This is a genomic window from Noviherbaspirillum humi (assembly GCF_900188095.1).
GTDB classification, from domain to species: Bacteria; Pseudomonadota; Gammaproteobacteria; order Burkholderiales; family Burkholderiaceae_D; genus Noviherbaspirillum; species Noviherbaspirillum humi.
Genome location: NZ_FZOT01000001.1, coordinates 109,022 through 133,747, shown reverse-complemented (window position 1 = coordinate 133,747; position 24,726 = coordinate 109,022). Strand labels below are relative to the sequence as shown.

The following is a 24,726-nucleotide window of genomic DNA, read 5'->3' as shown; positions in this document are numbered from 1 at the left end:
CTGACCGCCTTGACCTCCGCTTCCCGAAAGATCATCCACTGCGATTGCGACTGCTTCTACGCCGCGGTCGAGATGCGCGACGACCCGTCGCTGCGCGGCCAGCCGCTCGCCGTCGGCGGCCGTGCCGATCAACGCGGCGTGGTCGCGACCTGCAATTATGAGGCGCGCAAGTTCGGCATCCACTCCGCCATGTCCACCGCGCAGGCGCTGCAGCGCTGCCCGCACCTGATCGTGCTGCCGCCGGCGATGGACAAATACCGCAGCGCCTCGAAGCAGATCCTGGCCATCTATCGCGACTACACCGAGCTGGTGGAGCCGCTGTCGCTGGACGAGGCGTATCTCGACGTGACGCAGACGCCGCAGTTCCGCGGCAGCGGAACCCTGATCGCGCAGGAGATCCGCCGCCGCATCGCGGACACGGTGGGCATCACCGCATCCGCCGGCGTGGCGCCGAACAAGTTTCTCGCCAAGATCGCCAGCGACTGGAACAAACCGGACGGGCTGTTCGTCATCCGGCCGGAAGAAGTGGAGGATTTCGTCGCCGCGCTGCCGGTGGAAAAGCTGCATGGCGTGGGCAAGGTGACCGCCGCCAAGCTCAAGCGCCTCGGCGCCCATACCTGCGCCGACCTGCGAACCTGGTCATTGCTTCAATTGCAGCAGCATTTCGGCAAGTTCGGCGAAAGCCTGCACGGCCTGTGCCGCGGCATCGATCGCCGCGAGGTGTGCCCCGAGCGCGAGCGCAAGTCGATCAGCGTCGAAGAAACCTATGTGACGGACCTGCCGGATCTGCAAGCCTGCATGGCCGAACTGCCGCCGCTGGTGGAGCGGCTGCACCAGCGCATCCGGCGCGCCAACGCGCAGCGCCAGATGAACAAGCTGTTCGTGAAGCTGCGCTTCGCCGACTTCAAGCGCACCACGGCGGAGTGCGTGGCCCACGCCGTCGATGAGCGTCAGTTGCATGCGCTGCTGGAAGCGGGCTTTCGTCGCGGCGGCAAGCCGGTGCGACTGCTTGGCGTCGGCATCCGGCTGAGCGAGGAAGCGCCGGCCGATCAGCTCGGCTTGTTCGGCGTGGAGAACATCACCCTCGAGGACTCAGAAGCCGATGCGCCGCGCTTGTCAACCGCTGTTGCGGACGGTAGCGAAAACACCGTGGGATAGCAACCAATGCGCGCGGGCCAGCGTGTAGAATTCCCGCTTTTTGCGTGCCGCCATGTGGTTCAAAAATCTTCAGATCTATCGTCTCAGCGCGCCGTGGACAGTCGTCGGCGATGCGCTCGAAGCCGCGCTCGCCAAGCAGGCTTTCGCGCCCTGCAGCAGCGCCGACATGGAGACCCGCGGCTGGGTCTCGCCGCGCAACAACGGCATGCTGTCGCATACCGTCAATCGCCAGATCCTGCTGCAGCTCGGCACCGAGCGCAAGCTGCTGCCGTCGTCGGTCATCAACCAGGTGAGCAAGGAGCGCGCCGCCGAGCTGGAAGAGCAGCAGGGCTTCAAGCCGGGTCGCAAGCAGATGAAGGAAATCAAGGAGCAGGTCGCCGATGAACTGCTGCCGCGCGCCTTCAGCATCCGCCGCAGCACCTCGGTGTGGATCGATCCGGTCAACAATTGGCTGGTGGTGGATGCCGCCAGCCCGGCCAAGGCCGACGAGGTGTTCAAGACCCTGCTCAAATGCCTCGACCAGCTGCCGGTGGGCACGCTGCGCGTGGCGCGTTCGCCGGTCGCCGCCATGACCGACTGGCTCGCCGCCGACGAAGCGCCGTACAACTTCACCGTCGACCAGGACACCGAGCTGCGCGCTTCCAGCCAGGACAAGGCCACGGTGCGCTATGTGCGCCATACGCTGGAAGCAGACGATGTGCGGCGCCATATCGCCGCCGGCAAGCAGTGCACCCGCCTCGCCATGACCTGGAACGACCGCGTCTCCATCGTGCTGACCGAAAGCCTCGCCATCAAGCGCGTGGCGCCGCTTGATGTGCTGAAGGAGAACAACGACAGCACCACGCAGAACGATGAGGAGCGTTTCGATACCGACTTCGCGCTGATGACGGGCGAGCTCGGCAAGCTGCTCAACGACTTGGTGGATGCGCTCGGCGGCGAAGTGCCGGAAGGCGCGCTGGCTGCGCCCGCTGCGTCGGGAGAGAAGCTGGCTGCCTGACGGCTTGTGAATTTGATTGAATTAGAAAGCGCGGCGAGTCCGCGCTTTTTCTTTGGCGGCGCAGGAACGTCATGGCTTGCCGGCCCGTGCGGTAGACGAGCGGCGGCGCATGCGAGGGAAGGGGAAAGGCAAAAAGTAAAAACGGCTCGCCGAAGCGAGCCGTTTTCGAGTTTGGCGGAGTGGACGGGACTCGAACCCGCGACCCCCGGCGTGACAGGCCGGTATTCTAACCGACTGAACTACCACTCCTAAATCGGTCAGCGTTTCATCAACGTCTGGAGGCGCGAATTGTACAGGGGATTTCCGGATTTGGGTAGCGGCGAGGAAAAAATTCCTGATGCTGCGGCAAGATACCAAAGAAGCAAAAAAGAAGGCGCGCAGCGTAACGGCGGGAAAACCTTTCGGCACGGCAGACGGGCAGTATAGATGCGCAGGAGCAGCCTCCCTTCATCATTGCCGCAGTGCGTTGCCATGCCGGCTCCTGCGGTGCCGTCTTCCGCATCGTTTTCAGGGTTATCGGTCTTCGCATCGTGCGGGCTGGAAGGGCCCGGACGGTGCCGCTTCTGTCCGATTCTGTGCACAAAAATTGATCAGGGCGTAATCGCGGCCGGCTTCCGTAGCGAATCTTTGGAATCACCTTCCTGAATTTCGATGTTCGTAAATCGGGAAGCAAACAGAGGCGTGCGGGTTATTGTCATCCGCCCAAGCTTTGCTGGTCATGGATTCGCTTTTCTTGCCCAGGCACTGACAATGCATGAAAGCGAAACTTCAACATTCCGTTTGATGCACCGGTACGCCACCGCACGCCGTACCGGGCGCCCAAACCCGCCTGATTTCACCTACATTTCCCGCACCATGCCGACCTTGGCGCGGCCGGTGACACGCCTTTCCAATCGATTCAACGGAGAACACCATGGCAGACAGAAATGAAGTCAAGGCTTTGCTGGCCCGCGCCGGCGTCGAAATCAACGATGCACCCGCGCGGATGGATTGCATGCGCGAGCCGGGGGCCGATGAAGTTGCCCGCGTGGCGCCGGCTGCCTGCGTCGGCAAGGATGGTTCCGGCGGCAGCCTTGAAAATGCGCTGCAGACGATGCCAACCCAGCGCGGCGGGATCGGCTGAGCGTTCGGGGCAGGGCATGCCGGAGCGCGCCGCTTCGTCCATGCCCTGCCGGTCGTCATTGGCAGGGCAGCGGCCATCCCTGCTCCTTCATGCGCACTTCGTCCGGAGTTACCGATGTCCCGTTCCATGAAGCTTTCCCGATATGTCGCCGCGAGCGACTGCCTGACCGCAGCCCGCAGCGGCTTCAGGGGCCGCCTGGTTTTCTCGACCCGCTCCGGCAATCTGATGCGGCTGACTGAAGCCGCTTGGCAAACGCTGCTGGCCGACGACATCGATGCGATCGGCGACGAGCAACGGGGCGTCTTGGCGCAGGCGGGCATCCTGGTCGATCGGAGCGAAGATGAATTTGCGGCGGTGGTCCGCGAGAATCAGGCCGCGGTCGATGCCAACGACGTGCTGTATCAAGTCATTCAACCGAGCGCCTGGTGCGAGCTGGCTTGCGGCGGCTGCGGCCAGGCGCATGAGAAGACGCTGAAGAGCGAGCTCATGCGGGAGGATTTCCTGGCTCGAGTGGAAAGCCGCCTGGCAAGCGGACGCTATCGCGAGCTGCGCATCGGCTGGTTTGGCGCCGAACCGCTGACCGGCATTGCCGTCATGCGCGACATGAGTCCTCGGCTGATGACGCTGGCGGCGCGTCATGGATGCGGCTATTCGGCCAGGCTGGTCACCAGCGGCCTGGGGCTGACGCCCAAAGTCGCTCGGGAACTGGCGCAGTGCCACGGCGTGCGGGAAGTGGAAATCGCGCTCAATGGCGACCCGAAGACCCACGGCCGCCGGCGGCCCGGCACGAACGGCAAGGAAAGCTTCGCCGCCATCTTCCGCAACCTTTGCCTGATTGCCGCCGCCAGCAATCTCGGCATCACGCTACGCTGCAACGTCACCCGGGAAAACGCGACGGCGGTATCGGGCCTCATCGAGCGGATCGCCGAAGCCGGCCTGGCCGGCCGCATCCGGTTCTACGTGTCTTCGGTTTGCGCCTCGGGCGCCGCTGCCCACGACACCGCGCTCGACCCGAAAACCCTTGCCGACGCCGAAGTCGAATGGCTGGCGCTGCAGGCCCGCCTCGGTTACCAGCCGGCGCTGCTGCCGCAGCGGCGCAAGATCGTTTGCTTGTCGGTGCAGCATGATGCCGAAGTCGTCGATGCCCATGGCGGCAATAACTGCACCGAGACGCCTTGCGTGCCGGCGCATGGCCAGCCGGATCGCCATGCCGTCTCTTTTCCGGTCAAGGTGATCACGCAAACGCAGATGCAGCCGGCGCAGCGATTGAAGGCATTCAATGCGCAATTGCTCAATGGCGAACATCGCCAGTGCGCCGCCTGCGCCATGCTGCCGGTATGCGGCGGCCAGTGTCCGAAATCCTGGCATGAGGGCATGGCGCCCTGTCCTTCGACCAAGCACAACATCAGGCATCGCCTCAATCTGCTGTTCGCACTCGATGAGCTGGCGAAGTAAATCCCTGAACGGCCAGGCCGGCATGCCTGCGCCACGCGCCAGGCGACTTCGCTACAATGGGCCGACTCCACTTTTCAATCGTCCCATGTTCCTGCCCCGCACCGCGCTCTTCCCGCCGATCGAGCCCTATCGCCAAGGCATGCTCGCCGTGGACGATATCCATACGCTGTACTGGGAAGAGTGCGGCAATCCGGACGGCTTGCCGGTGCTGTTCCTGCATGGCGGTCCGGGCGGCGGCGTGACGCCGCGCCATCGCTGCTTCTTCCATCCCCAGCACTACCGCATCGTGCTGTTCGACCAGCGCGGCGCCGGCCGCTCGACGCCCTTGGGCGAGTACCGCAACAACACCACCCAATTGCTGATCGACGACATCGAGCGCCTGCGGGTCATGCTCGGCATCGAGCAATGGCTGACGTTCGGCGGTTCCTGGGGGTCCACCCTGGCGCTTGCTTACGGGCAGGCTCATCCGGAGCGCTGCCTCGGTTTCATCCTGCGCGGCATCTTCCTCTGCACCCAGCCGGAGATCGACTGGTTCATGCACGGCATCCGCTGGTTTTTTCCGGAGGCGCATGACGAGTTCATCGCCCGGATTCCGGAAACGGAGCGGGCCGACCTGCTGCATGCGTATGAGAAGCGCCTGTTCTGCGACGATCCCGACGTCTACATGCCGGCGGCCCGGGCATGGAGCCGCTACGAAGGAAGCTGCCTGTTCCTGCGGCCGGAGCCGGAAGCAATCGACGATTTCGGCAGCGATGCCGTCAGCCTCGGCATCGGGCGGCTGGAAGCGCATTACTTTCTCCATCGCGGGTTCTTCGAGGAAGATCAGCTTGTGCGCGGCATCGACCGCATCCGCCATCTGCCTGCCGTCATCATTCAGGGCCGCTACGACGTCGTCTGTCCTCCGGCGACCGCCCACCGCCTGCACCAGGCATGGCCCGAGGCGGCCTTCCATATCGTGCCGGACGCCGGCCATGCCGCCGCCGAACCCGGCATCACCAGCGCTCTGGTCAACGCCACCGAACAGTTCCGGCTCGGGCGCGGCTTCATCTGACATTTCGTTCCGCTTCCGTCCGACATCTTGCTTCCGTTTGTGACATTGCTGGCGATCCGCAGGCAGGTAATGCATCATGGGTCGAGCCGGGTTCCATGCTTGCCATGCGGCGATAACTGAAAACAGGATTGCGAGAGGGACGAGACAAATGAAACCATTGTTGTTGACGAAGACCATCCGGCCCATCCATGGGCTTCTCCTGGCCGGCGCGGTGGCGGCCCTGGCCGGCTGCGCCAGCACCCATCCCGGTGCGCTGATCCCGGTCGGTAGCCAGAGCGCCGGCTACGATCGGGCGGAAACCGACCGCAATGCCGTGTCCACCGCAATGACCGCCGAAAGCTACAAGCGTGACCTGGCTCAGCGCATCTCTCAGGTGAACTCGACCCGTGTCTATCTCGATCGGCCGCAAGCGCTGCTGCGCTCGGTGATCGTGGTGAAGTATGCAGTGGACAGCCACGGCAACCTCGTGCGCAGCGAAATCCAGCGCTCCAACCGTGACCGCGAGACGGAGAGCATTGCGCTCGCCAGCCTGCGCAACAGCGCGCCTTTCCCCAAGCCCGCCTCGCATCTGATGCGCGGCGGCCGGGTGGAGCTTTCCGAAACCTGGCTCTTCAACAGCGATGGCCGCTTCCAGCTACGCAGCATCGCGCTGGCGCAGATGGATCAATAGGATAAATAGGATAAGCAGCGCCTTCCCCGACATCCGTTTTGCTGCACGCGGGTTGCTCCTTGGCAGATCCGGGCACTTCATCGACGCGGCGATACTGCCAAGGATTTTTTTCCGGCACCGATAGTCGAATGACAACGACCGATCTGGGTTACAGATTTTTACACCGTAAAAATCATCGCCGATTCAACGACTTGGTCACCAGACCTTAGGCGGTCGCCAATGCTTCAATGAACAAGCCGCCGGCCTCTGCATCCAAGCAGCTGTCTCGGTGATGTCTTTATTTCAACCAAGGAGTCAGTCATGGCATTCAAAAAAACGCTCAAGTCCCTGTCTTTCGTTGTCATCGCATCCGTTTCCGTGCTCGCCTTCGCCCAAACCAGTTCCACCGGCAACGCCGGCAGCACTGATCGCACCTCCACCATGAAATCCGACAGCGCTTCCGGCGGGTCCAGCACCGGCGGCACCGGCGCTTCTTCCGGCACCACGGGTGCCATGGGCGGCACCGCCGGCACCACCGGCGCAGCAGGAGCCTCCTCCGGCACCAGCGGCAGCACCGCGGGTTCCTCCGGCAATTCCGGCAGCGGCAGCATGGGATCTTCCTCTGGCACCTCCGGCGGCACCGGCACCAGCATGAGCGGCACCGCCGGCACTTCAGGCGCCAGTTCGACCGGCAGCGATACTTCCTCGAGCAGCCCGGCTGCGTCCAGCGCCGGCGGCACCAGCACCGCCGCCGCGTCGGATACCGGCACCAAGGCCAAGAAGAAAGCCAAGAAAGCCAAGCGCGCCGCCAAGCGCGACGGTGCTTCTGCATCGACCGCCGCGACCGGCACCCCGGGCGGCACCACCGGCGGCGCCCGCGAATCGACCTCGGGCGGCCAGGGCGCCGGCGCGTCGGCACCGACCAGCAGCGCTTCCCCGGGCGCTGCCGCCACCTCGAAGTAAGCACGCCGACAGGCATGCCAGGAAAGCGGCCCCAGGCCGCTTTTTTCACGTGATTTGCCGGGTCTTACCGAATCTGTTTAAATGGACGCAGATCATCACCGTTGCCCTTCATGAAATCAGTCTCGCCGGCATCGCTTGCCGTCCCCAGTGACCGTCCCCAAAAGCTTTACCGTTACTCACAAAGCATCTGGCTGGAACGCTCACTCGCTCAAGGCGAATTTCGCCTGCAGCCGCCCCAGCCCGAAGCCGCTTCCAGCGACCGCATCCTGCCGTGGAGCGCGCGCCAGGCCAGCATGACCTCGGCCCGCAATTACCTGACGCTGAGCCTGGCTTCGGCCTGGGACGAGAAACTGTTCGATGCCTTCCCCGGCACCGACTGCTGTCTTGTCATCCACGATCCGGAGCAGTTCGGCGAGCGCATCCACCGCGCGGCGCAGCGCGCGCTGCCGAGCTGGGCGGGCATCGACGCCGCCGTTTCCTACGGCATGCCGAGCCCGCTCGGCGCCACCTTCTCCAAGTCGCGCCAGTTCGCGATGGAAAAGGAGTGGCTGTTCGCCTGGCGCCCGATGCAGCCGGGCCTCAGTTCGCGGCCGGTCATCATCCGCATCGGCAGCATCGAAGGCATTGCCGAACTGCGCCAGCGGGCCGTGTAAAGATCAAGGCGGCGTGCCGCGGCAGCACGCGTTGCTCTTACATTTGGTAAATTAGTCAGGTTCGCGTGCGTCGTGTCCGCTCCATGGCGGGCCGATGAACAATTCCGGTGGAACATCTGTCTCATTGAAGACAGTTAACATACCGTCATTGTCTTAACCCGGTGAATGCCAGACGCCAAGACGCCTGCATTCCCGCCAGTCCGTACAGGAGAACATCATGCAGACGACCAATTACAAGACCGTGCGAAACGACATGCGCACCCTCCTGAAGGATGCCCGCGATTTGTTCCGGGAAGCGACCAGCACGACCGGCGAGCGGGCCGAGGATCTGCGCAACAAGGGCATCCAGCTGCTGGACGTGGCCGTGGAACGGGCGCAGGAGATGCAGGCGGTCGCGCTCGAATCCAGTCGGGAAGTGGCGCAGAACACCGATCAGTACGTGCGCGCCAACCCGTGGCGCGCCGTCGCCGTCTCGGCCGGCGTCGGCCTCGTGTTCGGCATGCTGTTCTCATCGCGCAGGTAAGCGCCTTGAGGGAGGGATATAACGACAACAGCGCATCGGCGCCATCCCCCGGCTTCGCGGCGAGCGTCGCAGCCGTCGCGAAGAATCTGCTCGGCCTGACGCTCAGCCGCATCGAGCTGGCGGCGCTGGAACTGGGCGAAGCGCGCAATGTGCTGCTGCGCCTGCTGCTGGTGGGCGCGCTGGCGATTGTCGCCATCGGCTTTGCGCTGGCGGGATGGAGCGCTCTGATCATCGTCCTCGCATGGGAAACCTGGGGCTGGAAGATACTGCTGCTGCTGGCCCTGGCGTTCACCGCGCTGGCCGCGCTGCTGCTGTGGCGCGCGCGCGGCATGGTGGCCGGCGGCAGCCTGTCGCTGCCGGCTACCCTGTCGGAACTGCGCGCCGACCGCGACGCGCTGCTTTAAGGAGGCGACATGGATACACCACGCAATACCATGCGCATGTCGCCCGAACTGCGCAAAAAGCAGCTGATTGCGCAGGGCGCGCTCTTTCGCGCCGATCTGTATCACGCCAAGGAAGATGCGCTGGCATCCTTGCAGCCCCCGCGCATGGCACTCGGCGCGCTGCGCAACGCCGGCGGCATGGTCATGTCGCTGCTGCAGCGGCGAACCGGCCTGCCGATAGCCGGCGCGCCGCTCGACCTGCAGGCACTGCTGCCGGTGGCGACGAGCCTTGCCTCCACCTTGTTCAAGGGGCGCGTGCGCAAGCCTTCGCTGCGAACCGTGCTGGGCGTGGCCGCCGTGGCCGGCGGCGCAGCCTTCCTCTATGCCAAGGCCAAGTCGCGCCTGACGCGCGACGACACGGCCGACTCTACCGACTCGTATTATTGACGAACCACCGATGCCGTAACCCCGACGGGGAAGGGCATCACTTTGCTTGCCGCCTCGCAAAGGGCTTGTCGAACTTACATATCTTGCCGGGGTCGAAAAAGACCAGCAATCAGGCAAGGACTTCGCAATGCACATTCGACTGACAGCAGGCATGCTCGCAATCACATTGGTTGCGGGAGGGTGCGCCGACATGAACGCGGTGGACCGCGGCACGGCGCAAGGTGCCGGCATTGGCGCCGGTGTCGGCGCGGTGCTCGGCGCCGTGGTCGGCCCGGGCGGCGGGCACCGCACGGCCCAGGGCGCTGCGCTCGGCGGCGCTGCCGGCGCGGTCATCGGCAACATCTGGTCGACGCGCATGGAACAGCAGAAGCGCACCATGCAGCAAGCCACCCAAGGCACCGGCATCCAGGTCACGCAGACCGCCGACAACCGGCTCAAGCTCGACATCCCGAGCGACATTTCCTTCGATACCAACCGTGCCGACATCAAGCCCAACTTCCGGCCCATCCTCGACAAGTTCGCCAGCACGCTGACGGAGAACCCGGCAACGGTGCTCAACATCACCGGCCATACCGACAGCACCGGCAATGATGCCATCAACAATCCGCTGTCGGTCAATCGCGCCGCCTCGGTGCGCGACTATCTCTCGGGCCGCGGCGTGGCGGCCAATCGGGTCAACGTGCAGGGCCATGGCTCGCACGAGCCGGTGGCGCCGAACGATACCGAAGCCAATCGTGCCCGCAACCGTCGGGTGGAGATCTTCGTCGCCGAACCGCAGACCACTGCGCAGGCGCCGATGCAGTCGCAGCCCGTGCCCATGCAGCGGTCCGTCCCGATGCAGCAATCGATCCCGGTCTCACCGCGATGAACGATAGGCGGCACGCATGCCGCCGAAGGTAATAAAAAAGCCGACCCGCGGGTCGGCTTTCTTCTTGCGTCGGCAGATTATTTGGCGGCGGATGCCATGTAATCGACTGCCGCCTTGACTTCATCGTCGGAGGCGGTGGAACCACCCTTGGGCGGCATGACGCCTCCCTTGCCCTGGAAGCCCTTGATCGCATGCTCATACATCGTGGCCGAACCTTGCGCGATGCGCGGCGCCCAGGCTGCCTTGTCGCCGAACTTCGGCGCGCCGGCAACACCGGCGCCATGGCAAGCGACGCAGGCCGATTCATACAGTTTTTTGCCGGCATCGGCCGATGCCTTGGCAGGCGCAGCTGCCGGCGCAGCCGCTGCGGGAGCAGCTGCCGCCTGAGTCGCAGCCGGAGCGGCAGGTGCTGCGGCCGCCTGGGCATTGCCGGCGTCGGCGGGTGCGGCATCCGCGGTCTTGCCAGCCGGTGCCGCCGGTTCCTTGAACTTGCCGCCCGACTGATTCGCCATATACACCACGGCGCGCGCGACTTCCACGTCTTCCAGATCAGGATTGCCACCCTTTGCCGGCATGGCGCGGATGCCCTTGATCGCGTTGGAGACCAGCGTGTCGTAGCCCTGGGCGATGCGGGCCGACCAGGCGGCGCCATCACCAAGCTTGGGCGCGCCGGCGGCGCCGCTGGCGTGGCAGGCCGCGCACACGCCCTTGAAGACGGCTTCGCCGGTTTGCAGTTGCTTCGGTGCGTTCACATCCTTGAAGGTAAAGCCCTCGTCGGCAACCGGACGGATGCGCGCCGCAACGGCCTCCGGCGATTGTGCATTGGAGCCTGCGCCGACCTTGTCCGCAGAGCCGAAATGGCCGGCCAGCAGCATGATGATCGTAATGGGGATGACAAAGGCCGCGACCACCACAGCGATGAGCTGCTTTGGGGTTTTGATGACGGATTCGTGTTCGTTATGTGCTTCGCTCATTATTCCCTCAGTGCTATTTCAAAACCGGACGGCAGGGCACAGGACAGCAAGACCAGCAAAAAGATGCTGCGGTGCAATACCTTGCAAATCTTTTGATTATAGACTTAATACCCTTGGTTTGGAATGAAACGGCCGTGTTTTGCATGGACGGAAGCGAAGAAAACCGGTATCCTTCAGGCCTCTTCCCGTTCCACAACGCGGCTGTAGCTCAGTGGATAGAGTATTGGCCTCCGAAGCCAAGGGTCGCTGGTTCGATCCCAGCCAGCCGCGCCACGCATTTTTCCCAACGCATCACGCTTTCACCGCGCTTCAGGCGCGCTCCGGACCGGCCATGATTCCGGCGTTCCGCGGAAAGCGTCCGAAACGATTACCGCATCGCCTCACGATCAGGTAACCAGGAACGGCTGATCCCTTTTCTTTCCGTCTTCGTCCTGTGGATACGTGGGTCGGCCGCTAAATCGAAGCCGGCACATATCATTGGTCCTGGCCCTTGAATTCGCTCGGGCCGTGTCCATCTATGGAGTACAATAGATTTTCTGCTTGGGGGCGACCTGGTTTCGACAGGGGTTGCAAAGCAGTGCAGGGCATGCTGAGGACTGGTTACCTCATAAATCCATCCAGAAATGCTTAAATGCAAACGATGAAACCCCTTACGCTCTCGCAGCGTAAATCACTAGAAACCTAAGAACCTTCTAGCTCCACACCGTCTCGTCCCTGGGGCGGGCTGGCAACAGCAGTGGAGTCATTTACAGGGAATCGCGTCATGTCGGGCTACTTGGCATGGCGTTAAACTTAGGTGGCTCGCCTTGACGAAGCGCGTGCGTCCGCGTCGGCAGGGTTAAAACCAATAGGCTGCACTACGCATGTAGAACTGTCTGTAGAGGGCTTCTGGACGCGGGTTCGATTCCCGCCGCCTCCACCACCAATACGCTAAACCGTTGATTACTCAACGGTTTAGCCGTTTCTGACTATCCGACCTGGCTTGGTACCCCAACCAAGCACCCCAAAACAGGTCGAGCATGGCGATCAAATTACCTTCCCATCTTCACCGCAGCCGATCCGGCACGCTGCATTTCCGCATTGCAATACCGCTCGACCTGCGGCACCATTTCGCTACCAAAGAAATTTACCGCAGCCTTCGAACTGCGAACGTACGACAAGCGGTAAACGACGCAAAATCGCTATCGACCGCATTTAAGCGGATGTTCGAAGAACTCCGTCAAAAACCCATGCCAGACCGAATTACAACCGCAACACACCTAGCTACTGATGTCGATAGCACTCCGGTTTTTATCGCGGACCTTGCCGCTGAAAGAGCTCGGCTTGGCGATCACCTGCTGTCATTGATGGAGAAAGGTAAAGCCCTCGAAAAACGGAAGACAGCGCTTACTGAAGCGCTCTTGGCGATGCAAGAACACGTAGCTAAACTCGATGCTTTGCGCGGCACCACCAAAGACGCGGACAGGCGCACCGCCATCAATGCCGAATTTCATAGGGTCGATGGCATGCTGGATAAGATGTTGCCGCAATTGATGGCATTCAAGACTGAAGAGAGCGGCCTGAATACCGAATATATGCTGCTCCTGCAGGACGTTCGCGCGTTGAGCCTTTCCCGACAACATCAGGAAGCCATTGCAGAGCAAGCGAGCACGCATAAGGCCGAGAAGCATGCGCTGGCCGATTTCGTTTCCACTATAGTGTCAAGGGCGCCGGCATCCGAATCCAACAGCGTCCCCTCTATCCCTTCGCTATCCGCGACCATCGAAGACTTCGTCCGCTTCAAGCGCGCGCAAGGAAGGTGGACAGCCAAAACTGAAGCGGAAAACCGCGCTGTCTACGAACTGTTCAAGCTGATTGTCGGAGACAAGCCGCTTGTGGAGATCGACGATGATGGCATCGTCAGCTACCTTGAAACGCTGAAAAAGCTCCCGCCGAACATAAACAAAGCCCCTGCTTATGTAGGCAAATCGATTGATGAAATTATTGCACTGGCGCCCGAAACGACAATGGCAGCGCGGACAATCAATAAAAACGTCGAGCGAGTAAGCAGCTTGTTCAAATGGGCGATGGGCAAGAAGAAATACGGCGTTACCCGCAACCCCGCCGCCGGCATGAGCGTGGACGAAAGCGGCGCTGCGAAGCGCCAACCTTTCACAAATTCGGAACTTGCCGCCTTGTTGCGCTCGGAAGAATTCGCTACGCGCGAATTCGAGAATCCCTATGCCTACTGGCTAATACCTATGGGATTACTCACTGGTGCAAGACTCGGCGAACTGTGCCAGCTTTACCTTTCGGACTTCGTAGATCACAACGGCGTCCCTTGCATCGACGTGACTGACGAAAAAGAAGGCCAGCGCCTGAAGAACGCCAACTCCAAACGCCTCGTCCCAGTCCATAGCAAGCTGATCGACCTTGGTCTATTACAATACGTTGACGGTTTGCGCAAAGCCGGTGCTAAGCGGCTTTTTCCGGAACTGAACGAGCGCCGCGACGGTTTTGCGCAGGCGGCGTCCAACTGGTTCCAACGGCACAAAAGGAAATGCGGCATCGACGGCAAGCATACGAAAGTTTTCCACAGTTTTCGTCATACTTTCATTTCGGCTCTGCTGGACGACGAAGTGCCCGAACATTCTGTCGCTCAGATAGTAGGCCACGAATCGAATCTGATCACCGGCAAGGTGTATTGGAACGCCAAAGACGCGGCCAAAAGAAAACCGACCGTCGAAAAATATCAACCGCACGAAGACGTGTGGCGCCTAATACCAAAGTTCGAGCAAGTGCGTATTGTCCCGCGCCGGGGGCCCCGTTAAAACAAGTAACAGCGCCGAATATGGGGCTATTTTGTCGCCTAATGGCGCCGGCGACTTTGGCAGCCGGATGTCGCCATCATCGAACAACGTTTATACAGACGTGGAAATTCCAAAATCCGTCTGTCATTTCGCCCGACGATCTCGCCACCTACAGAACCCGCCGAACATCGTGCCCCAAACGATGCGAGCAGCGACAACGCTAGGCTAGCCGCCGGATGACTCGTTGCAGTTGCACGAGCGACCACGTGCTTCCTCGCGCGGTGCGAATACCCAACTGGTTCAGTTCATCCACCATAGCGCGCTGCGACAATTTACGCAGCGTGAACCCTTCAATCTGACCGCGCAGCTTTTCGGCAAAGATATTGGCGTTCGCTTGGCGCATGTGGATATTTGGCTTTAGATTTGCGGCGCCGGCCTTGCCGAGAATCACTCCGCGTTTCTTTGCCATCGCCAATGCATCCTTCGTGCGCTCACTGATTCGCCTGGCTTCATGCTCCGCAAACGCTGCCATCAGGTGAATGGTTAGGTCATTTGCATCCGGCATATCGCATGCCACAAACTTGACCGCGTTCTTGCCGTTTCCCCGCGAGGCTTCCATCAGGCCTGTAATGAAGTGGACGTTTCTTGCCAGTCTGTCGAGCTTTGCAATCAGTAGCCTTGCGCCAGACTTTCGGCATGCTTCTAGAGACGCGCGAAGTTGGGGCCGTTTCGCGAGTGCGTCGGCGCCCTTTCCGGTTTCAGTTTCGACAAACTCATCGACCAGCTCCCATTCTCCGCCGTTCAGATAACGCCGCACGGCTTCTTGTTGTGCTTCGAGCCCCAACCCAGAAGCACCTTGCTTTTGGGTACTGACGCGGTAGTAGGCGATGTATTTGCCCTGTGCCATGATTTTCTCCTTGACGACGTTTCAAGACGTTCGTTTAATCTGTGGTCAATAATAAATCTGAACCTTATAATATGCAATTGAATCTCATGGTATGCTAACGTTTATTTCGTAGGAGTAAAAATGCCGACAACCGCGCAACGCATGCTGACCCTTCATTCCGGAAGGCGCATACCCATGAAGCTAGACGAAGCGACTTGGCAGGCTATCGATTGGCTTGCCGACCAGCAAAGCAAGACTTGGCAGGTATGGTGTGCCGATGCGCTGGCTCCAGCAAGTGATGCAGAAAACATGACGGCAGCGCTTAGAGAGGCGGCAATGTGTAGGTTGCTAGAACAGACAATCTTCCAAGATCGGGCAGCCCAATACGCAGCAATGGGAAACCATCCGCTGATCCGCGACAGCGGCATGCTCGACGATGCTGAACTCGGTTCGATCTTGGAAAAGGCACACGTGCAAGGACGATTAGACTTCGGTGGGTTTGAAGTCGTTTTCGGCTTCGATGAGCATGGCCAGGATTGCGTATGGATTCGGAACGGCCTGCGCAATGGCCTTCACTTTGCATTCATCGTTCCACACGGATTGACTACCTCAAACGAGAAGCACCAATGAAAATTACCGTTATGTCCGCGTCTGAAGCCGCCTACCTGCTCCGCAAGGAGCTTGGACCGGTCAGGTCTTGGCTTGACACCCTGAGCGACATGCGGCGCGGCAAAGTCGCTGTCAGCGGTTTTATTCTCCTTCCAGAGTGCAAGGGCAAAGGAGACCGCGCCTGGCTGCCAATGTATCAAGCGGCAAAAGTCTGGGAATTCATCGAGGCGGTCAGGGCGGCCGATCCCAGTACTAAGCGTAACGAGCCCCCCTTGATGAAGACCGCGCTCAGCGATTCGACCGACATCCGGCACTGGAGGCTGCGTAAGCTGCCAACGGCGCGGACGGCTTTCGTGGTCAGTTGTGCGGCTTCGCCTTCGGCATACGTTGCGGCCGCATGATGAGCCAGAGCCTCCGTTCCCGTTACCGCACGGAGGCCGTGATCGATTGGATTCAGCTCGACGTGCGCACCACACAGCCAACCCAGCCGCGATGGATTTGGGAGAACCTGCAACGCATTACCGGAACGAATGCCACGCGAACCGAAGCCATCAATCCGGGCGCGGGCGGCGTCGCTACCAACTTCAGAATAACCCTGTACGACGCTCAGGCAAATTCCTATTCGGAGCTGCGCCGCATTGTCAGCGCCTTGCCCCTGGCGCAGGAACCGACCGTCACCGGCCTAGAAATTTCGCTCGACTTCTATGCGCGACCAGAGGACGGCGATCCTAATGCGGTTACTGAAATGGTGCGCCGGCTGCAAGCTGGGATTGCAGCATATGGGAAAGACGCCCGCCAATTCGACCCTAGCCTGAAAGACACGGCGACAATGGGGAACGTCTTTCTAAGCGGCGACGATCCAGAGCCGACCATTTACACGCGTCGGTTGAAAATTGATCCGCACCACAACCTGCGTATCGGCAGCAAGGGCAACCAGATCAGCTACCAGGTTTATTACAAGCGCACCGATGGTAACTGGGGCGGCGACAGCGGTAACCGAGATTTGCCGATTGCAGAGCATCGCGCCCGCGCCGAATTCACCTTGCGCGGCGACGAGCTGGCGAAGCACGGCATTGTGAGGCTGGACGACTTGGACGGCTACCGCTTTCAGCGCCTGGCCGAACTGCTGCATTTTCGCCGCCTTCGATCCATCGATGAGTTGACACAGGGGCGGCTTGAAATCATGCAGCTCATGCAGCTCATGTTAGTCGCTGCGCGTAAGGGAAGGGCGGAAGCGGTCTGCACCTACCCGCTCGGTCGACTTGCCTACGGTACCGACGCCCGAACCGGGAAACCAAGAGATGGCGGTAAGCCGAAGGAGTTGCGGCACTCCAGGCACACTGTTGCCGACGAGGAGCTGAACCGGATCGTGAGGGCGAAGCTGGCCACGTTATCGACCCGTTTCCACAAAAAATAGGCACGGATTTTCCATCCTGAACCCAGGATTCATGCGGGTTTGCGGGCAGCGTCCTTTTAACTATACCTACTGAAAGCTCTATCTTTGCCTACATTAACAAAGTAGACACACCAGCCGAAACAAGAAACGCAAAGCGGTTGGTGCGTCTGCTAGAAAACATCAAGGGGGAAACAATGTTCCACGTTTTCATGATCTCGCTAGTTGTTGCACTTCTGCTCGACACCATCACGCGTGGGCGTTCTACTCGCTGGCTTACTCGTGCCACCTTCGCAGAAATCTTTGGCCTTGCTGTGACCTTTGCCAGCATTGTCGTCGGGTTGGCTTACTGGTCCAAATAACCTAAACCCGTGCTGGCGGTTTGCTGGTCTAACGCGGGTGGTTTCTTATCTTTCGACTGCGTTTCGCGCACACAGCATTGCATGCATTCTGCACCTTGCCGGCTGCACGACAGACAATGAAGACCAAAAGCACGATAGCTATGCATGGAAACATCGGCACACCTGACAACCCATGCCGGTTCATCACCGTGCATGGGGCCAACGCGGACCGCGTAGCCCTGTTCATCTATAGACAGCTTGGCTGCAATCGAAACAATTCCCTTTATTTTTGCTCTCCCTTCCGCTCAATCACCTCGGATTGATACCCCCCAAAAACAAAAGCCCTAGAGCCGTTGCGCAGGTGTGATGGTGCAGCAGTCGTCGACTATGGCAGGTTTCAATGCAAACCTTATAGATTGACTGTTGCAGGACTGCGGCTTTATACGCCATGACATGTGAACTTCCAAGTTCGCCCCAAAGCTGCCCATCACACTTAGCGAAGTCGCGTACCTTGACTAGCTTCCCAAAACTCCTACGGCCCCAGTCGCCAGCGGCACCGTGGCGGCGCTTGTCGGCGTCAAGCCGGCGGCCGGCTCTGTCACCGTGTTGGGGTCGCTCGTAGGCGCTGGGTGGGAACGCCGCGTCGCTGGGCCTGGCTGCCCCGCCGTTGCGGCCGGTACCGCTGCTGGGCGGGCTGGTCGGTCGCGAGCAGGTGTGGCCGGAAATCCAAAATTGTTTCCTCTGTGTAAGTTTTTTCTTGTAAGAAACTGTAAATTGGTGCTACTGTTTCCCAGCAATCAGGTGGTCGGCCAGCGCTTGCCGACTGCCCCGTTTTCCCGCCGCCGGGCCGTCGCCACGCATTACACAGCGTGTTGTCGGTTGATTTAGCGTGCGGTACTAGCCGGGCTTTCTATGAATTCGCTTGCGTGCTTTAACATTCACCGCAGCGGCCGCGGCCGCACTCCGCTGATCTTCTCGCACGGTTTCGGCTGCGACCAGTCCGTCTGGCAGCAGGTAGCGCCCGCTTTTGCTGACGACTTCGACGTCATCCTGTACGACCTGGTCGGCGCGCGCCCCTCCAACCGCGCCAGTTACGACCCGATCCACTATGCCAGCCTAAATGCGTACGCCAACGACCTGCTATGCCTGATGGACGGTTTGCAACTGGAGCAGGCGCAGTTCGTCGGCCATTCGGTGTCGGCCGCCATTGGCGCGCATGCGGCCGCCCGCGCCCCGCATCGCTTCGCCGGGCTAAGCCTGGTGGCGCCATCGCCGTGCTACATCAACGACGGCGCCTATCGCGGTGGGATGGACCGTGCTGCCGTGCTGGCGCTGCTGGATTTTTTGGCAGCGAATTACTTTGCCTGGGCGCAGACGCTGGCGCCCACGATCATGGGCCGCCCCACCTGGGACGGGCTGACGCTTGAGCTGACCGATAATTTCTGCCGCACGGACCCGGACGTGGCACGCGCCTTTGCACGGGTGACCTTCCTGTCGGACTGGCGCTCGCTGCTGCCGGCCATTACTGTGCCGACGCTTATTATGCAATGCCGCGATGACGCTCTAGCGCCGCCCGAAGTCGGGCACTACATGCATCAGCAAATTCCGGGCAGCGTGCTGGCGCTGCTGGAGGCCACCGGCCATTGCCCGCATCTGTCGGCGCCACAGGAAACCGTGGCCGTGCTGCGCCGCTTCCTGCTGCATTGACCGGGACCAGCCATGAGCAGCATCCTCGCCGTACTTAACCGGCCATTGCTTGGCACCGTCGAAGCCGACGCCGCGCCGTGCGCTCTGGCGCACTGCAGCGCCGATGGCCGCCTCACGGGGGTCAATCGCGCTTTCCTCGACCTGACCGGCTACCGCACCGACGAACTGGCCGCCCTGGACATGCAGCGCCTGATGGGCGCCGCCGGCCCGGTGCTGTTCGAGGCGGTCTGCCGGCCGCTGATACGCAATGGCAGCAACATCGACGAAATCGCGCTCGACCTGGTGTGCGCCGGCGGTGCGACCACGCCGGTGCTGATGAATGCGCGTGCATTGCCGGGGGCCGCTGGCCTGGCGCTGGCGCTGTTTCCGGCTAAGGCGCGCCGCGCGCAGGAAACGCGCCTGGCGCTGCGCGAGCAGCACCTGTCCGAGCGCGAACTGTCGCTTAAGACCATCGGCCGTTTGGCTAAGGTGGGTGACTGGCGCCTGGAGTTTGCCAGCGGCGCCACGACATGGAGCGACGAAGCCGCCGCCATCCTTGGCCTGCCCGCCGGGTTCACTGATACCGGCCAAGCCTACCGCCGCCATCTGGACACCGCCGCGTGGCGCGAGCTGAATGACGCCAAAGAGGCCGCGCGCCACAGCGGCACGCCGTTCTCGCATGAACTGCGCATCTGGACCGTCGAGCGCGAGGCGCGCTGGGTGCGCGTGGTGGGCGAGCCGGTGCGCGGGTTGGACGGCACGGTCACCGGCCTGCGCGGCGCGCTGCAGGACATTACCGTCAAGCGCGAGACGCTGGAAGAAAACCGCCGCCTGCATGAGCGCCTGACCAACACGCTAGATACCATCACCGATGGCTTTCTGCTCATGGACGACGGCTGGCGTTTTCGCTACGTCAACCGCGCCGCCGAGGCGATGCTGCGCCGCAGCCGCGCCGACATGCTGGGCAAAACCATCTGGGAAGTGTTTCCGACGTTTCGCGGCTCGGAAACTGAGCACCGCTATCTCGCCGCGCGCAACAGCGGGCATGTGACGCGCTTTGAAATCCAGCTCGACGCGATGGACTTGTGGCTGGAAATCTCGGCCTATCCGACGACCGACGGCTTGTCAGTGTATCTGCGCGACATCACCGGCCGGCGCCAGGCCGAGCAGGAAGTCGCGCAACTGGCGTACTACGACTCGCTTACCGCGCTGCCCAACCGGCGCCTGCTGCTGGAAAAGCTCCAGGCGTTGATCGAGCGCCAGCAGCAAGTGCCGGCGTATTCCGCGCTGCTGCTGCTGGACTTGGATGGCTTCAAGGACCTCAACGACACGCTCGGCCATCTGGCCGGCGACGAGCTGCTCAAGGCCGTTGCGCGCCGGCTGCTGGACACGGCGCGCCCAATCGACACGGTGGCACGCCTGGGCGGCGACGAATTCGTGCTGCTTCTGCCGGAGATTGCCGACAGCGCCGATTCAGCACAGTCGTGCGCGGCGGCGACGGCCGAGCAGGTGCGCCAGCTACTGGCGCACCCGCATCTGCTGTCGGGCGCCGCCCGTCACCTGCCGGCGTCGATCGGCGTGGCCGTCATCAATGCGACGGTCACGAACTGCAGCGAGGCGCTGCGTCGCGCCGACCTAGCCATGTATGAAGCCAAGACAGCTGGCGGCGATCTGGCGAAGACGTTTCAGCCCAGCATGCAGGCCGCACTGGAGCGCCGTGCGCGGCTCGAAGACGACTTACGCCGGGCGCTGGCGGCCAACCAGTTCGAACTACACTACCAGCCGCAGGCCGACTTTGCCGGCAGAATCGTCGGCGCTGAGGCGCTGCTGCGCTGGCGCCACCCGACCGACGGCTTCATTGCGCCGCTAGACTTCATCGGCATTGCCGAGCGCAGCGGCCTCATCTGCGACATCGGAGCATGGGTGCTGCAGGAAGCCTGTCGCCTGCTGGCGCAGATGGCACGCGAACCCGGCTTGGCCGACCTTACCCTGTCGGTCAACGTCTCGGCGCGCCAGCTCGCCGAGCCGGAGTTTGTCGGCCAGGTGCTGCAGGCGCTGGTAACCAACGACACCCCGCCGCAGCGCCTGCACCTGGAGTTGACCGAATCAGTGTTGGTGGCCAATGTCGAAGACACGGTGGCCAAGATGGGCGCGCTGCAGCGCATGGGCGTGCGCTTTCAATTGGACGACTTCGGCACCGGCTATTCGTCGCTGGCATACCTGAAGCGCCTGCCGCTGGACGCGCTGAAGATTGACCGCTCGTTCGTCGCCGACCTGCTGCACGACCCCAATGATTTCGCCATCGCTCGCTCCGTGATCACGCTGGCTGGCAGCCTGGGCCTGTCGACGGTGGCCGAAGGGGTGGAAACCCGCGAACAGCACGACCTGCTGGCGCAATTGGGCTGCCCGGCCTACCAGGGCTATTACTTCTGCCGCCCGTTGCCGCAGGCGGCGTTCCTGGACTTCGTCCGCGCGCACCAAACGCCGCCGCCGGTGCCGGACGCCGCTTCCCACCGCTAGATCACCGCCCTGAACACTTGATGCCAAGTTACTGACCGCAATTCCTGCCCCATCGGTATCACATCAAAAGCTTAGTACGATGTCAGCTTGTGGCCGCCTTTCAGTCACGTCTGACTGATACCCCCAAAAGCAAAAGCCCTAGAGCCGTTGCGCAGACGTGATGGGACAGCCGTCATCAACTGCGGCCAGTTTTCGAGCGAACCTTATAGATAGCTTCGTCAGAACCCTGCTTTTTTCGCTTACGCTGGCGGCTGCGAACTTCCAAGTTCCACTCGGAAGGCCATTTTCGTAAGAGAGACGTGCAAACTAGAGCGGTGAAGAGCGGACCGGGGAGATTGGTACGTGGATCGCAGGATAGTGAAAATAATCGTTTGTGCGTCAGGAACTTGACGCAGCATATTGCATGTCCAATAAGTGCTTCTTAGGTCTCCAACTTAAAGCATTGCAGGGCACGCCTTGATTGGGTGTCCTGCTTTTTTATGGCTGCTGTAAAGCAAAAAGGGCCCGCAGCCGCATAATAGCTGCTGCGGGAAATCAGGGAGCCGTAACATAGACACGGTGATATCAATTTTGCAACAATTTTTCAGCTTGATGAAAGAAATTTGTCAACCTTGCGAACTTGGTAGACGTGAGGTGCGTCAACTGTTCAGGTATTGACCAACAAAGACCCCAATGAAAACGACGCTCCTCGAAGGCAAATTTGTTCCTCGCTTCGACCATGACTTGCTCCAACAACTCGCTGCCGTCCCTGTGGCGCCTGTGTCGGAGGCTGTCAAAATAGGTGTAGAGAATGAGTACGGGCAGATTTACCGCATCATAGAAACGGCAGACCTGCTTGCCAATAAAGAGCTACTGAGCAAACTCCGGCAGAGTGGATATTTCGTGGTCCCGCTTAACCCTATCGATGAGTACAGCGTACTTGCTATTGTAAAGTTACAAGAAGAGTAGACGAACGTCGCTGTCTATGCAGGGGCGACTTCGCTAGTGGTTAATCATGTCTTCCACCTCCCGCCATTCCAAAAAAACTGGACCGCCAAACAAGGTTCACCGTAAAGTCTTGCTAGTAGACGACAACCTTGATCTGCTTGAGCTTGTAATCGATTTTCTCAACTTTCTTGGGCACGAAGTGATTGCCGCGCGTGATGCGGAAGAGGCGCTTGAACGGTTGAAAGCCATCCCAGACTTACAAGTGCTTATCAGCGACGTGACAATGCCTGGCATGAGCGGCATAGAATTGGCGCATCGGGCACGACAAATGTACCCCGGCCTTCGCGTGCTGCTGGTGTCGGGACGCGCCGACCTAGTCGCCGCTCAGGGCGCTACCCAATATTTCGACTTCCTTCCAAAACCGTACCGAATTGCCGACGTCGAGGCCTATCTAGCTCACTTATAACCAAAGAATTTGGTTAAAAAGCGCATGCGCTCATCTCGATTTCTACCCTAACATCCGCACGTCGCACCTTGGCATCTCCAGTCAGGACAGCATCGAACGTCCGCTTGTGGCCGGAAGCGGCAGCAAGTGACGATTGCCAAGATCAAGAAAGAGTTGAGCCACAATGAAAAGCCCACTTTAGCGGGCTTTTCATGCTGACTGCAGGGCTAGATTGTCAACATATTAGGCTAACGGCTTAGATGCTGGCGACTTGGTATCGGAATGTTGTACGTCCAAGCGCTGTGCTCGAATTGAGGCAAGCCACTCTCCATGATCGATTCCACCAGCAGGCGAGGCTGGAAGGGAATCGAACCGGCGTCCTGCAGGTAAATCAGACTGATGGCTATCTACCGGAGGTGCCTGATATTATGTCTCCACAAGTAATCACCCCAAGTCACGCAGTTGGGCTGGTCAGATTTTTAGAAAAGCTATTTAGTAATCAATGGCTTAGCTTTTTTGTGGTGGAGGCTGGAGGCTCCCGCCGCCTCCACCAATTCCATCCCGCCTGCCCAAGGTGGAACAAAAAGCCGCACGCCGATCAGGCCTGCGGCTTTTTGCTTTCCGCTCGAAAATTCATCGCTTCCAACAGGCAAGGTTTAAAAGTACAGAACTATGTACTTATGCATGTGGCTTGCGTAAAATGCACTGCCATTCGCTATATGAGAGCTTCATTCAGGAGCCAAAACATAGAGCCATGGCCTTGGTCCGGCATGACTGCCGCCGCCATGTCCGCATCCATAACGAACAAGGAAGAGACGATGAGACAAAACCTAGCCCCTTCGCTTCCGCGCCGCCGTGCCTGCATCCGTTTGCTCGGTCTCGGTTTGACCGCCGCCACGATGTCGCTGGCGATGTCGCATGCAGCCCATGCCGCCGATCCTTATCCCTCCCGGCCGATCAAGGTGATCCTGCCGTTCCCGCCGGGCGGTTCTTCCGATTCGGTGTTGCGTCTGGTCGGACAGAAGCTGTCCGAATTGCTGAAGCAGCCGGTGATCGTCGACAACCGGCCCGGCGCCAACGGCGTGCTGGGCGCGGAGATCGCGGCCAAGTCCGCGCCGGATGGCTACACGGCGCTGTTCACCGATCGCGGCGCGCTGGCCATTAATCCCAGCCTGTACAAGAAGCTGACCTACGATCCGATCAAGGACTTCAAGTTTGCCGGGGTGGTGGTGTGGGCGCCGTATGTGCTGGTGGCCAATCCCAAGGTGCCCGCCAGCACCATGACCGAGCTGGTGAACTATGCAAAGAAGAATCCCGGCAAGCTGAACTACGCCAGCTTCGGCATCGGCAGCATGACGCAGATGGGCATGGAATCGCTCAACGAGCGCTTCGGCACCGCCATCACGCATATTCCGTACAAGGGGGGCGGGCCGGCCGCCACTGCCACCATGTCGGGCGAGGTGGATCTCAGCCTGGCCACGGTCGGCACCGCCAGCGGGCCGATCAAGGCGGGCAAGCTCAAGCCGCTGGTCTACGGCAACAGCGACCGCTCGCCGCAGTTGCCGCAGGTCGCCACGATCGTCGAGGCAGGCGGCAAGGCCGACACCATTCCGCCGACCTTCTTCGGCTTCGCTTTTCCGGCGCGCACGCCGGACGACATCGTCAAGAAGTTTTCCGCCGAAGTGAAGCGGGTGCTGGCCATGCCGGAAGTCGCCGACAAGCTGGTGGAGAATGGCTATGTGATCGGCAAGATGTCGCCGGAAGACATGAGCGACACCCTGAAGCATGACGTGGTCGAGTTTGGCCGGCTGGCGAAGAAGCTCGGGATCGAACCGGAATAAGGCAGGACGGAAGGGCCGGTGACGCACTCCCGGCCACGACGGCAG

General features: G+C 61.0%; 23 protein-coding genes, 2 tRNA genes and 1 other RNA gene. 23 read left to right on the top strand and 3 right to left on the bottom strand.

What is annotated here, in order from left to right:
* Window positions 1–9: 9 nt before the first annotated feature.
* A complete protein-coding gene (gene dinB, locus CHB88_RS00695) occupies window positions 10–1,158 on the top strand; it encodes a DNA polymerase IV (RefSeq protein ID WP_089397375.1) in 1,149 nt (382 codons plus the stop codon).
* Between the two features lie 52 nt (window positions 1,159–1,210).
* Window positions 1,211–2,155 (top strand): recombination-associated protein RdgC, encoded by a 945-nt coding sequence (locus CHB88_RS00690; RefSeq protein WP_089397374.1) that lies wholly within the window; start codon window positions 1,211–1,213, stop codon window positions 2,153–2,155.
* Window positions 2,156–2,327: 172 nt separating this feature from the next.
* Here CHB88_RS00690 and CHB88_RS00685 read toward each other — a convergent pair.
* Window positions 2,328–2,404, bottom strand: a tRNA-Asp gene (locus tag CHB88_RS00685).
* A gap of 664 nt (window positions 2,405–3,068) precedes the next feature.
* Between CHB88_RS00685 and CHB88_RS00680 the strand changes: the two genes are divergently transcribed.
* The 10 genes from CHB88_RS00680 (at window position 3,069) to CHB88_RS00635 (ending at window position 10,270) form a co-directional block, all read left to right on the top strand.
* Window positions 3,069–3,278, top strand: a complete 210-nt coding sequence (locus tag CHB88_RS00680) for a hypothetical protein (RefSeq protein WP_089397373.1) — start codon at window positions 3,069–3,071, stop codon at window positions 3,276–3,278.
* Between the two features lie 114 nt (window positions 3,279–3,392).
* Complete coding sequence (locus CHB88_RS00675; protein ID WP_089397372.1) at window positions 3,393–4,733, top strand: radical SAM protein; 1,341 nt, start codon at window positions 3,393–3,395, stop codon at window positions 4,731–4,733.
* A gap of 85 nt (window positions 4,734–4,818) precedes the next feature.
* Window positions 4,819–5,784, top strand: a complete 966-nt coding sequence (pip, locus tag CHB88_RS00670; RefSeq protein WP_089397371.1) for a prolyl aminopeptidase — start codon at window positions 4,819–4,821, stop codon at window positions 5,782–5,784.
* Between the two features lie 148 nt (window positions 5,785–5,932).
* Window positions 5,933–6,454: a hypothetical protein gene (locus CHB88_RS24990; protein ID WP_176442276.1), complete on the top strand. Its 522-nt coding sequence runs from the start codon at window positions 5,933–5,935 to the stop codon at window positions 6,452–6,454.
* Window positions 6,455–6,754: 300 nt separating this feature from the next.
* On the top strand, window positions 6,755–7,396 hold the full coding sequence (locus tag CHB88_RS00660; RefSeq protein ID WP_089397370.1) for a hypothetical protein: 642 nt from the start codon (window positions 6,755–6,757) through the stop codon (window positions 7,394–7,396).
* A gap of 110 nt (window positions 7,397–7,506) precedes the next feature.
* Window positions 7,507–8,049, top strand: a complete 543-nt coding sequence (locus CHB88_RS00655; RefSeq protein WP_089397369.1) for a hypothetical protein — start codon at window positions 7,507–7,509, stop codon at window positions 8,047–8,049.
* Window positions 8,050–8,266: 217 nt separating this feature from the next.
* Complete coding sequence (locus CHB88_RS00650) at window positions 8,267–8,572, top strand: ElaB/YgaM/YqjD family protein (RefSeq protein WP_089397368.1); 306 nt, start codon at window positions 8,267–8,269, stop codon at window positions 8,570–8,572.
* Window positions 8,573–8,577: 5 nt separating this feature from the next.
* A complete protein-coding gene (locus CHB88_RS00645; RefSeq protein WP_089397367.1) occupies window positions 8,578–8,976 on the top strand; it encodes a phage holin family protein in 399 nt (132 codons plus the stop codon).
* A 9-nt stretch (window positions 8,977–8,985) separates the two neighbouring features.
* Window positions 8,986–9,402 carry a hypothetical protein gene (locus CHB88_RS00640; protein ID WP_143131091.1) on the top strand — a complete coding sequence of 139 codons (417 nt, stop codon included), beginning with the start codon at window positions 8,986–8,988 and terminating at the stop codon, window positions 9,400–9,402.
* Window positions 9,403–9,529: 127 nt separating this feature from the next.
* Window positions 9,530–10,270 (top strand): YiaD family glycine zipper/OmpA-like lipoprotein, encoded by a 741-nt coding sequence (locus CHB88_RS00635; RefSeq protein ID WP_089397365.1) that lies wholly within the window; start codon window positions 9,530–9,532, stop codon window positions 10,268–10,270.
* A gap of 77 nt (window positions 10,271–10,347) precedes the next feature.
* On the opposite strand, the gene CHB88_RS00630 is transcribed toward CHB88_RS00635, so the two are convergent.
* The gene (locus tag CHB88_RS00630) at window positions 10,348–11,244 is read right to left on the bottom strand and encodes a c-type cytochrome (protein WP_089397364.1); all 897 of its coding nucleotides are present in this window, start codon (window positions 11,242–11,244) and stop codon (window positions 10,348–10,350) included.
* A 197-nt stretch (window positions 11,245–11,441) separates the two neighbouring features.
* Between CHB88_RS00630 and CHB88_RS00625 the strand changes: the two genes are divergently transcribed.
* From CHB88_RS00625 to CHB88_RS00615, 3 genes are all read left to right on the top strand, one after another.
* Window positions 11,442–11,517: transfer RNA gene (locus CHB88_RS00625), tRNA-Arg, on the top strand.
* 269 nt (window positions 11,518–11,786) lie between these two features.
* Window positions 11,787–12,166, top strand: a transfer-messenger RNA (tmRNA) gene (ssrA, locus tag CHB88_RS00620).
* A gap of 97 nt (window positions 12,167–12,263) precedes the next feature.
* Window positions 12,264–14,054 carry a site-specific integrase gene (locus tag CHB88_RS00615; protein ID WP_089397363.1) on the top strand — a complete coding sequence of 597 codons (1,791 nt, stop codon included), beginning with the start codon at window positions 12,264–12,266 and terminating at the stop codon, window positions 14,052–14,054.
* A 199-nt stretch (window positions 14,055–14,253) separates the two neighbouring features.
* Here the strand turns inward: CHB88_RS00615 and CHB88_RS00610 are convergent, their stop codons facing one another.
* Window positions 14,254–14,940, bottom strand: coding sequence for a recombinase family protein (locus tag CHB88_RS00610; RefSeq protein WP_089397362.1), 687 nt, complete (start codon window positions 14,938–14,940; stop codon window positions 14,254–14,256).
* 174 nt (window positions 14,941–15,114) lie between these two features.
* Between CHB88_RS00610 and CHB88_RS00605 the strand changes: the two genes are divergently transcribed.
* The 8 genes from CHB88_RS00605 (at window position 15,115) to CHB88_RS24985 (ending at window position 24,681) form a co-directional block, all read left to right on the top strand.
* The gene (locus CHB88_RS00605; RefSeq protein WP_143131090.1) at window positions 15,115–15,549 is read left to right on the top strand and encodes a hypothetical protein; all 435 of its coding nucleotides are present in this window, start codon (window positions 15,115–15,117) and stop codon (window positions 15,547–15,549) included.
* Window positions 15,546–15,929 carry a hypothetical protein gene (locus CHB88_RS00600; protein ID WP_143131089.1) on the top strand — a complete coding sequence of 128 codons (384 nt, stop codon included), beginning with the start codon at window positions 15,546–15,548 and terminating at the stop codon, window positions 15,927–15,929. The genes CHB88_RS00605 and CHB88_RS00600 overlap by 4 nt, the downstream gene beginning before the upstream one ends.
* Window positions 15,926–16,945, top strand: coding sequence for a hypothetical protein (locus tag CHB88_RS00595; RefSeq protein ID WP_089397359.1), 1,020 nt, complete (start codon window positions 15,926–15,928; stop codon window positions 16,943–16,945). The genes CHB88_RS00600 and CHB88_RS00595 overlap by 4 nt, the downstream gene beginning before the upstream one ends.
* A gap of 1,229 nt (window positions 16,946–18,174) precedes the next feature.
* Window positions 18,175–18,969: an alpha/beta fold hydrolase gene (locus CHB88_RS00585; protein ID WP_089397357.1), complete on the top strand. Its 795-nt coding sequence runs from the start codon at window positions 18,175–18,177 to the stop codon at window positions 18,967–18,969.
* 12 nt (window positions 18,970–18,981) lie between these two features.
* A complete protein-coding gene (locus CHB88_RS25770; protein ID WP_089397356.1) occupies window positions 18,982–21,468 on the top strand; it encodes a GGDEF domain-containing phosphodiesterase in 2,487 nt (828 codons plus the stop codon).
* A 672-nt stretch (window positions 21,469–22,140) separates the two neighbouring features.
* Window positions 22,141–22,416 carry a hypothetical protein gene (locus tag CHB88_RS00575; RefSeq protein WP_089397355.1) on the top strand — a complete coding sequence of 92 codons (276 nt, stop codon included), beginning with the start codon at window positions 22,141–22,143 and terminating at the stop codon, window positions 22,414–22,416.
* Between the two features lie 46 nt (window positions 22,417–22,462).
* On the top strand, window positions 22,463–22,861 hold the full coding sequence (locus CHB88_RS00570; protein ID WP_089397354.1) for a response regulator: 399 nt from the start codon (window positions 22,463–22,465) through the stop codon (window positions 22,859–22,861).
* 797 nt (window positions 22,862–23,658) lie between these two features.
* Window positions 23,659–24,681, top strand: a complete 1,023-nt coding sequence (locus CHB88_RS24985; RefSeq protein WP_176442275.1) for a Bug family tripartite tricarboxylate transporter substrate binding protein — start codon at window positions 23,659–23,661, stop codon at window positions 24,679–24,681.
* Window positions 24,682–24,726: the final 45 nt, after the last annotated feature.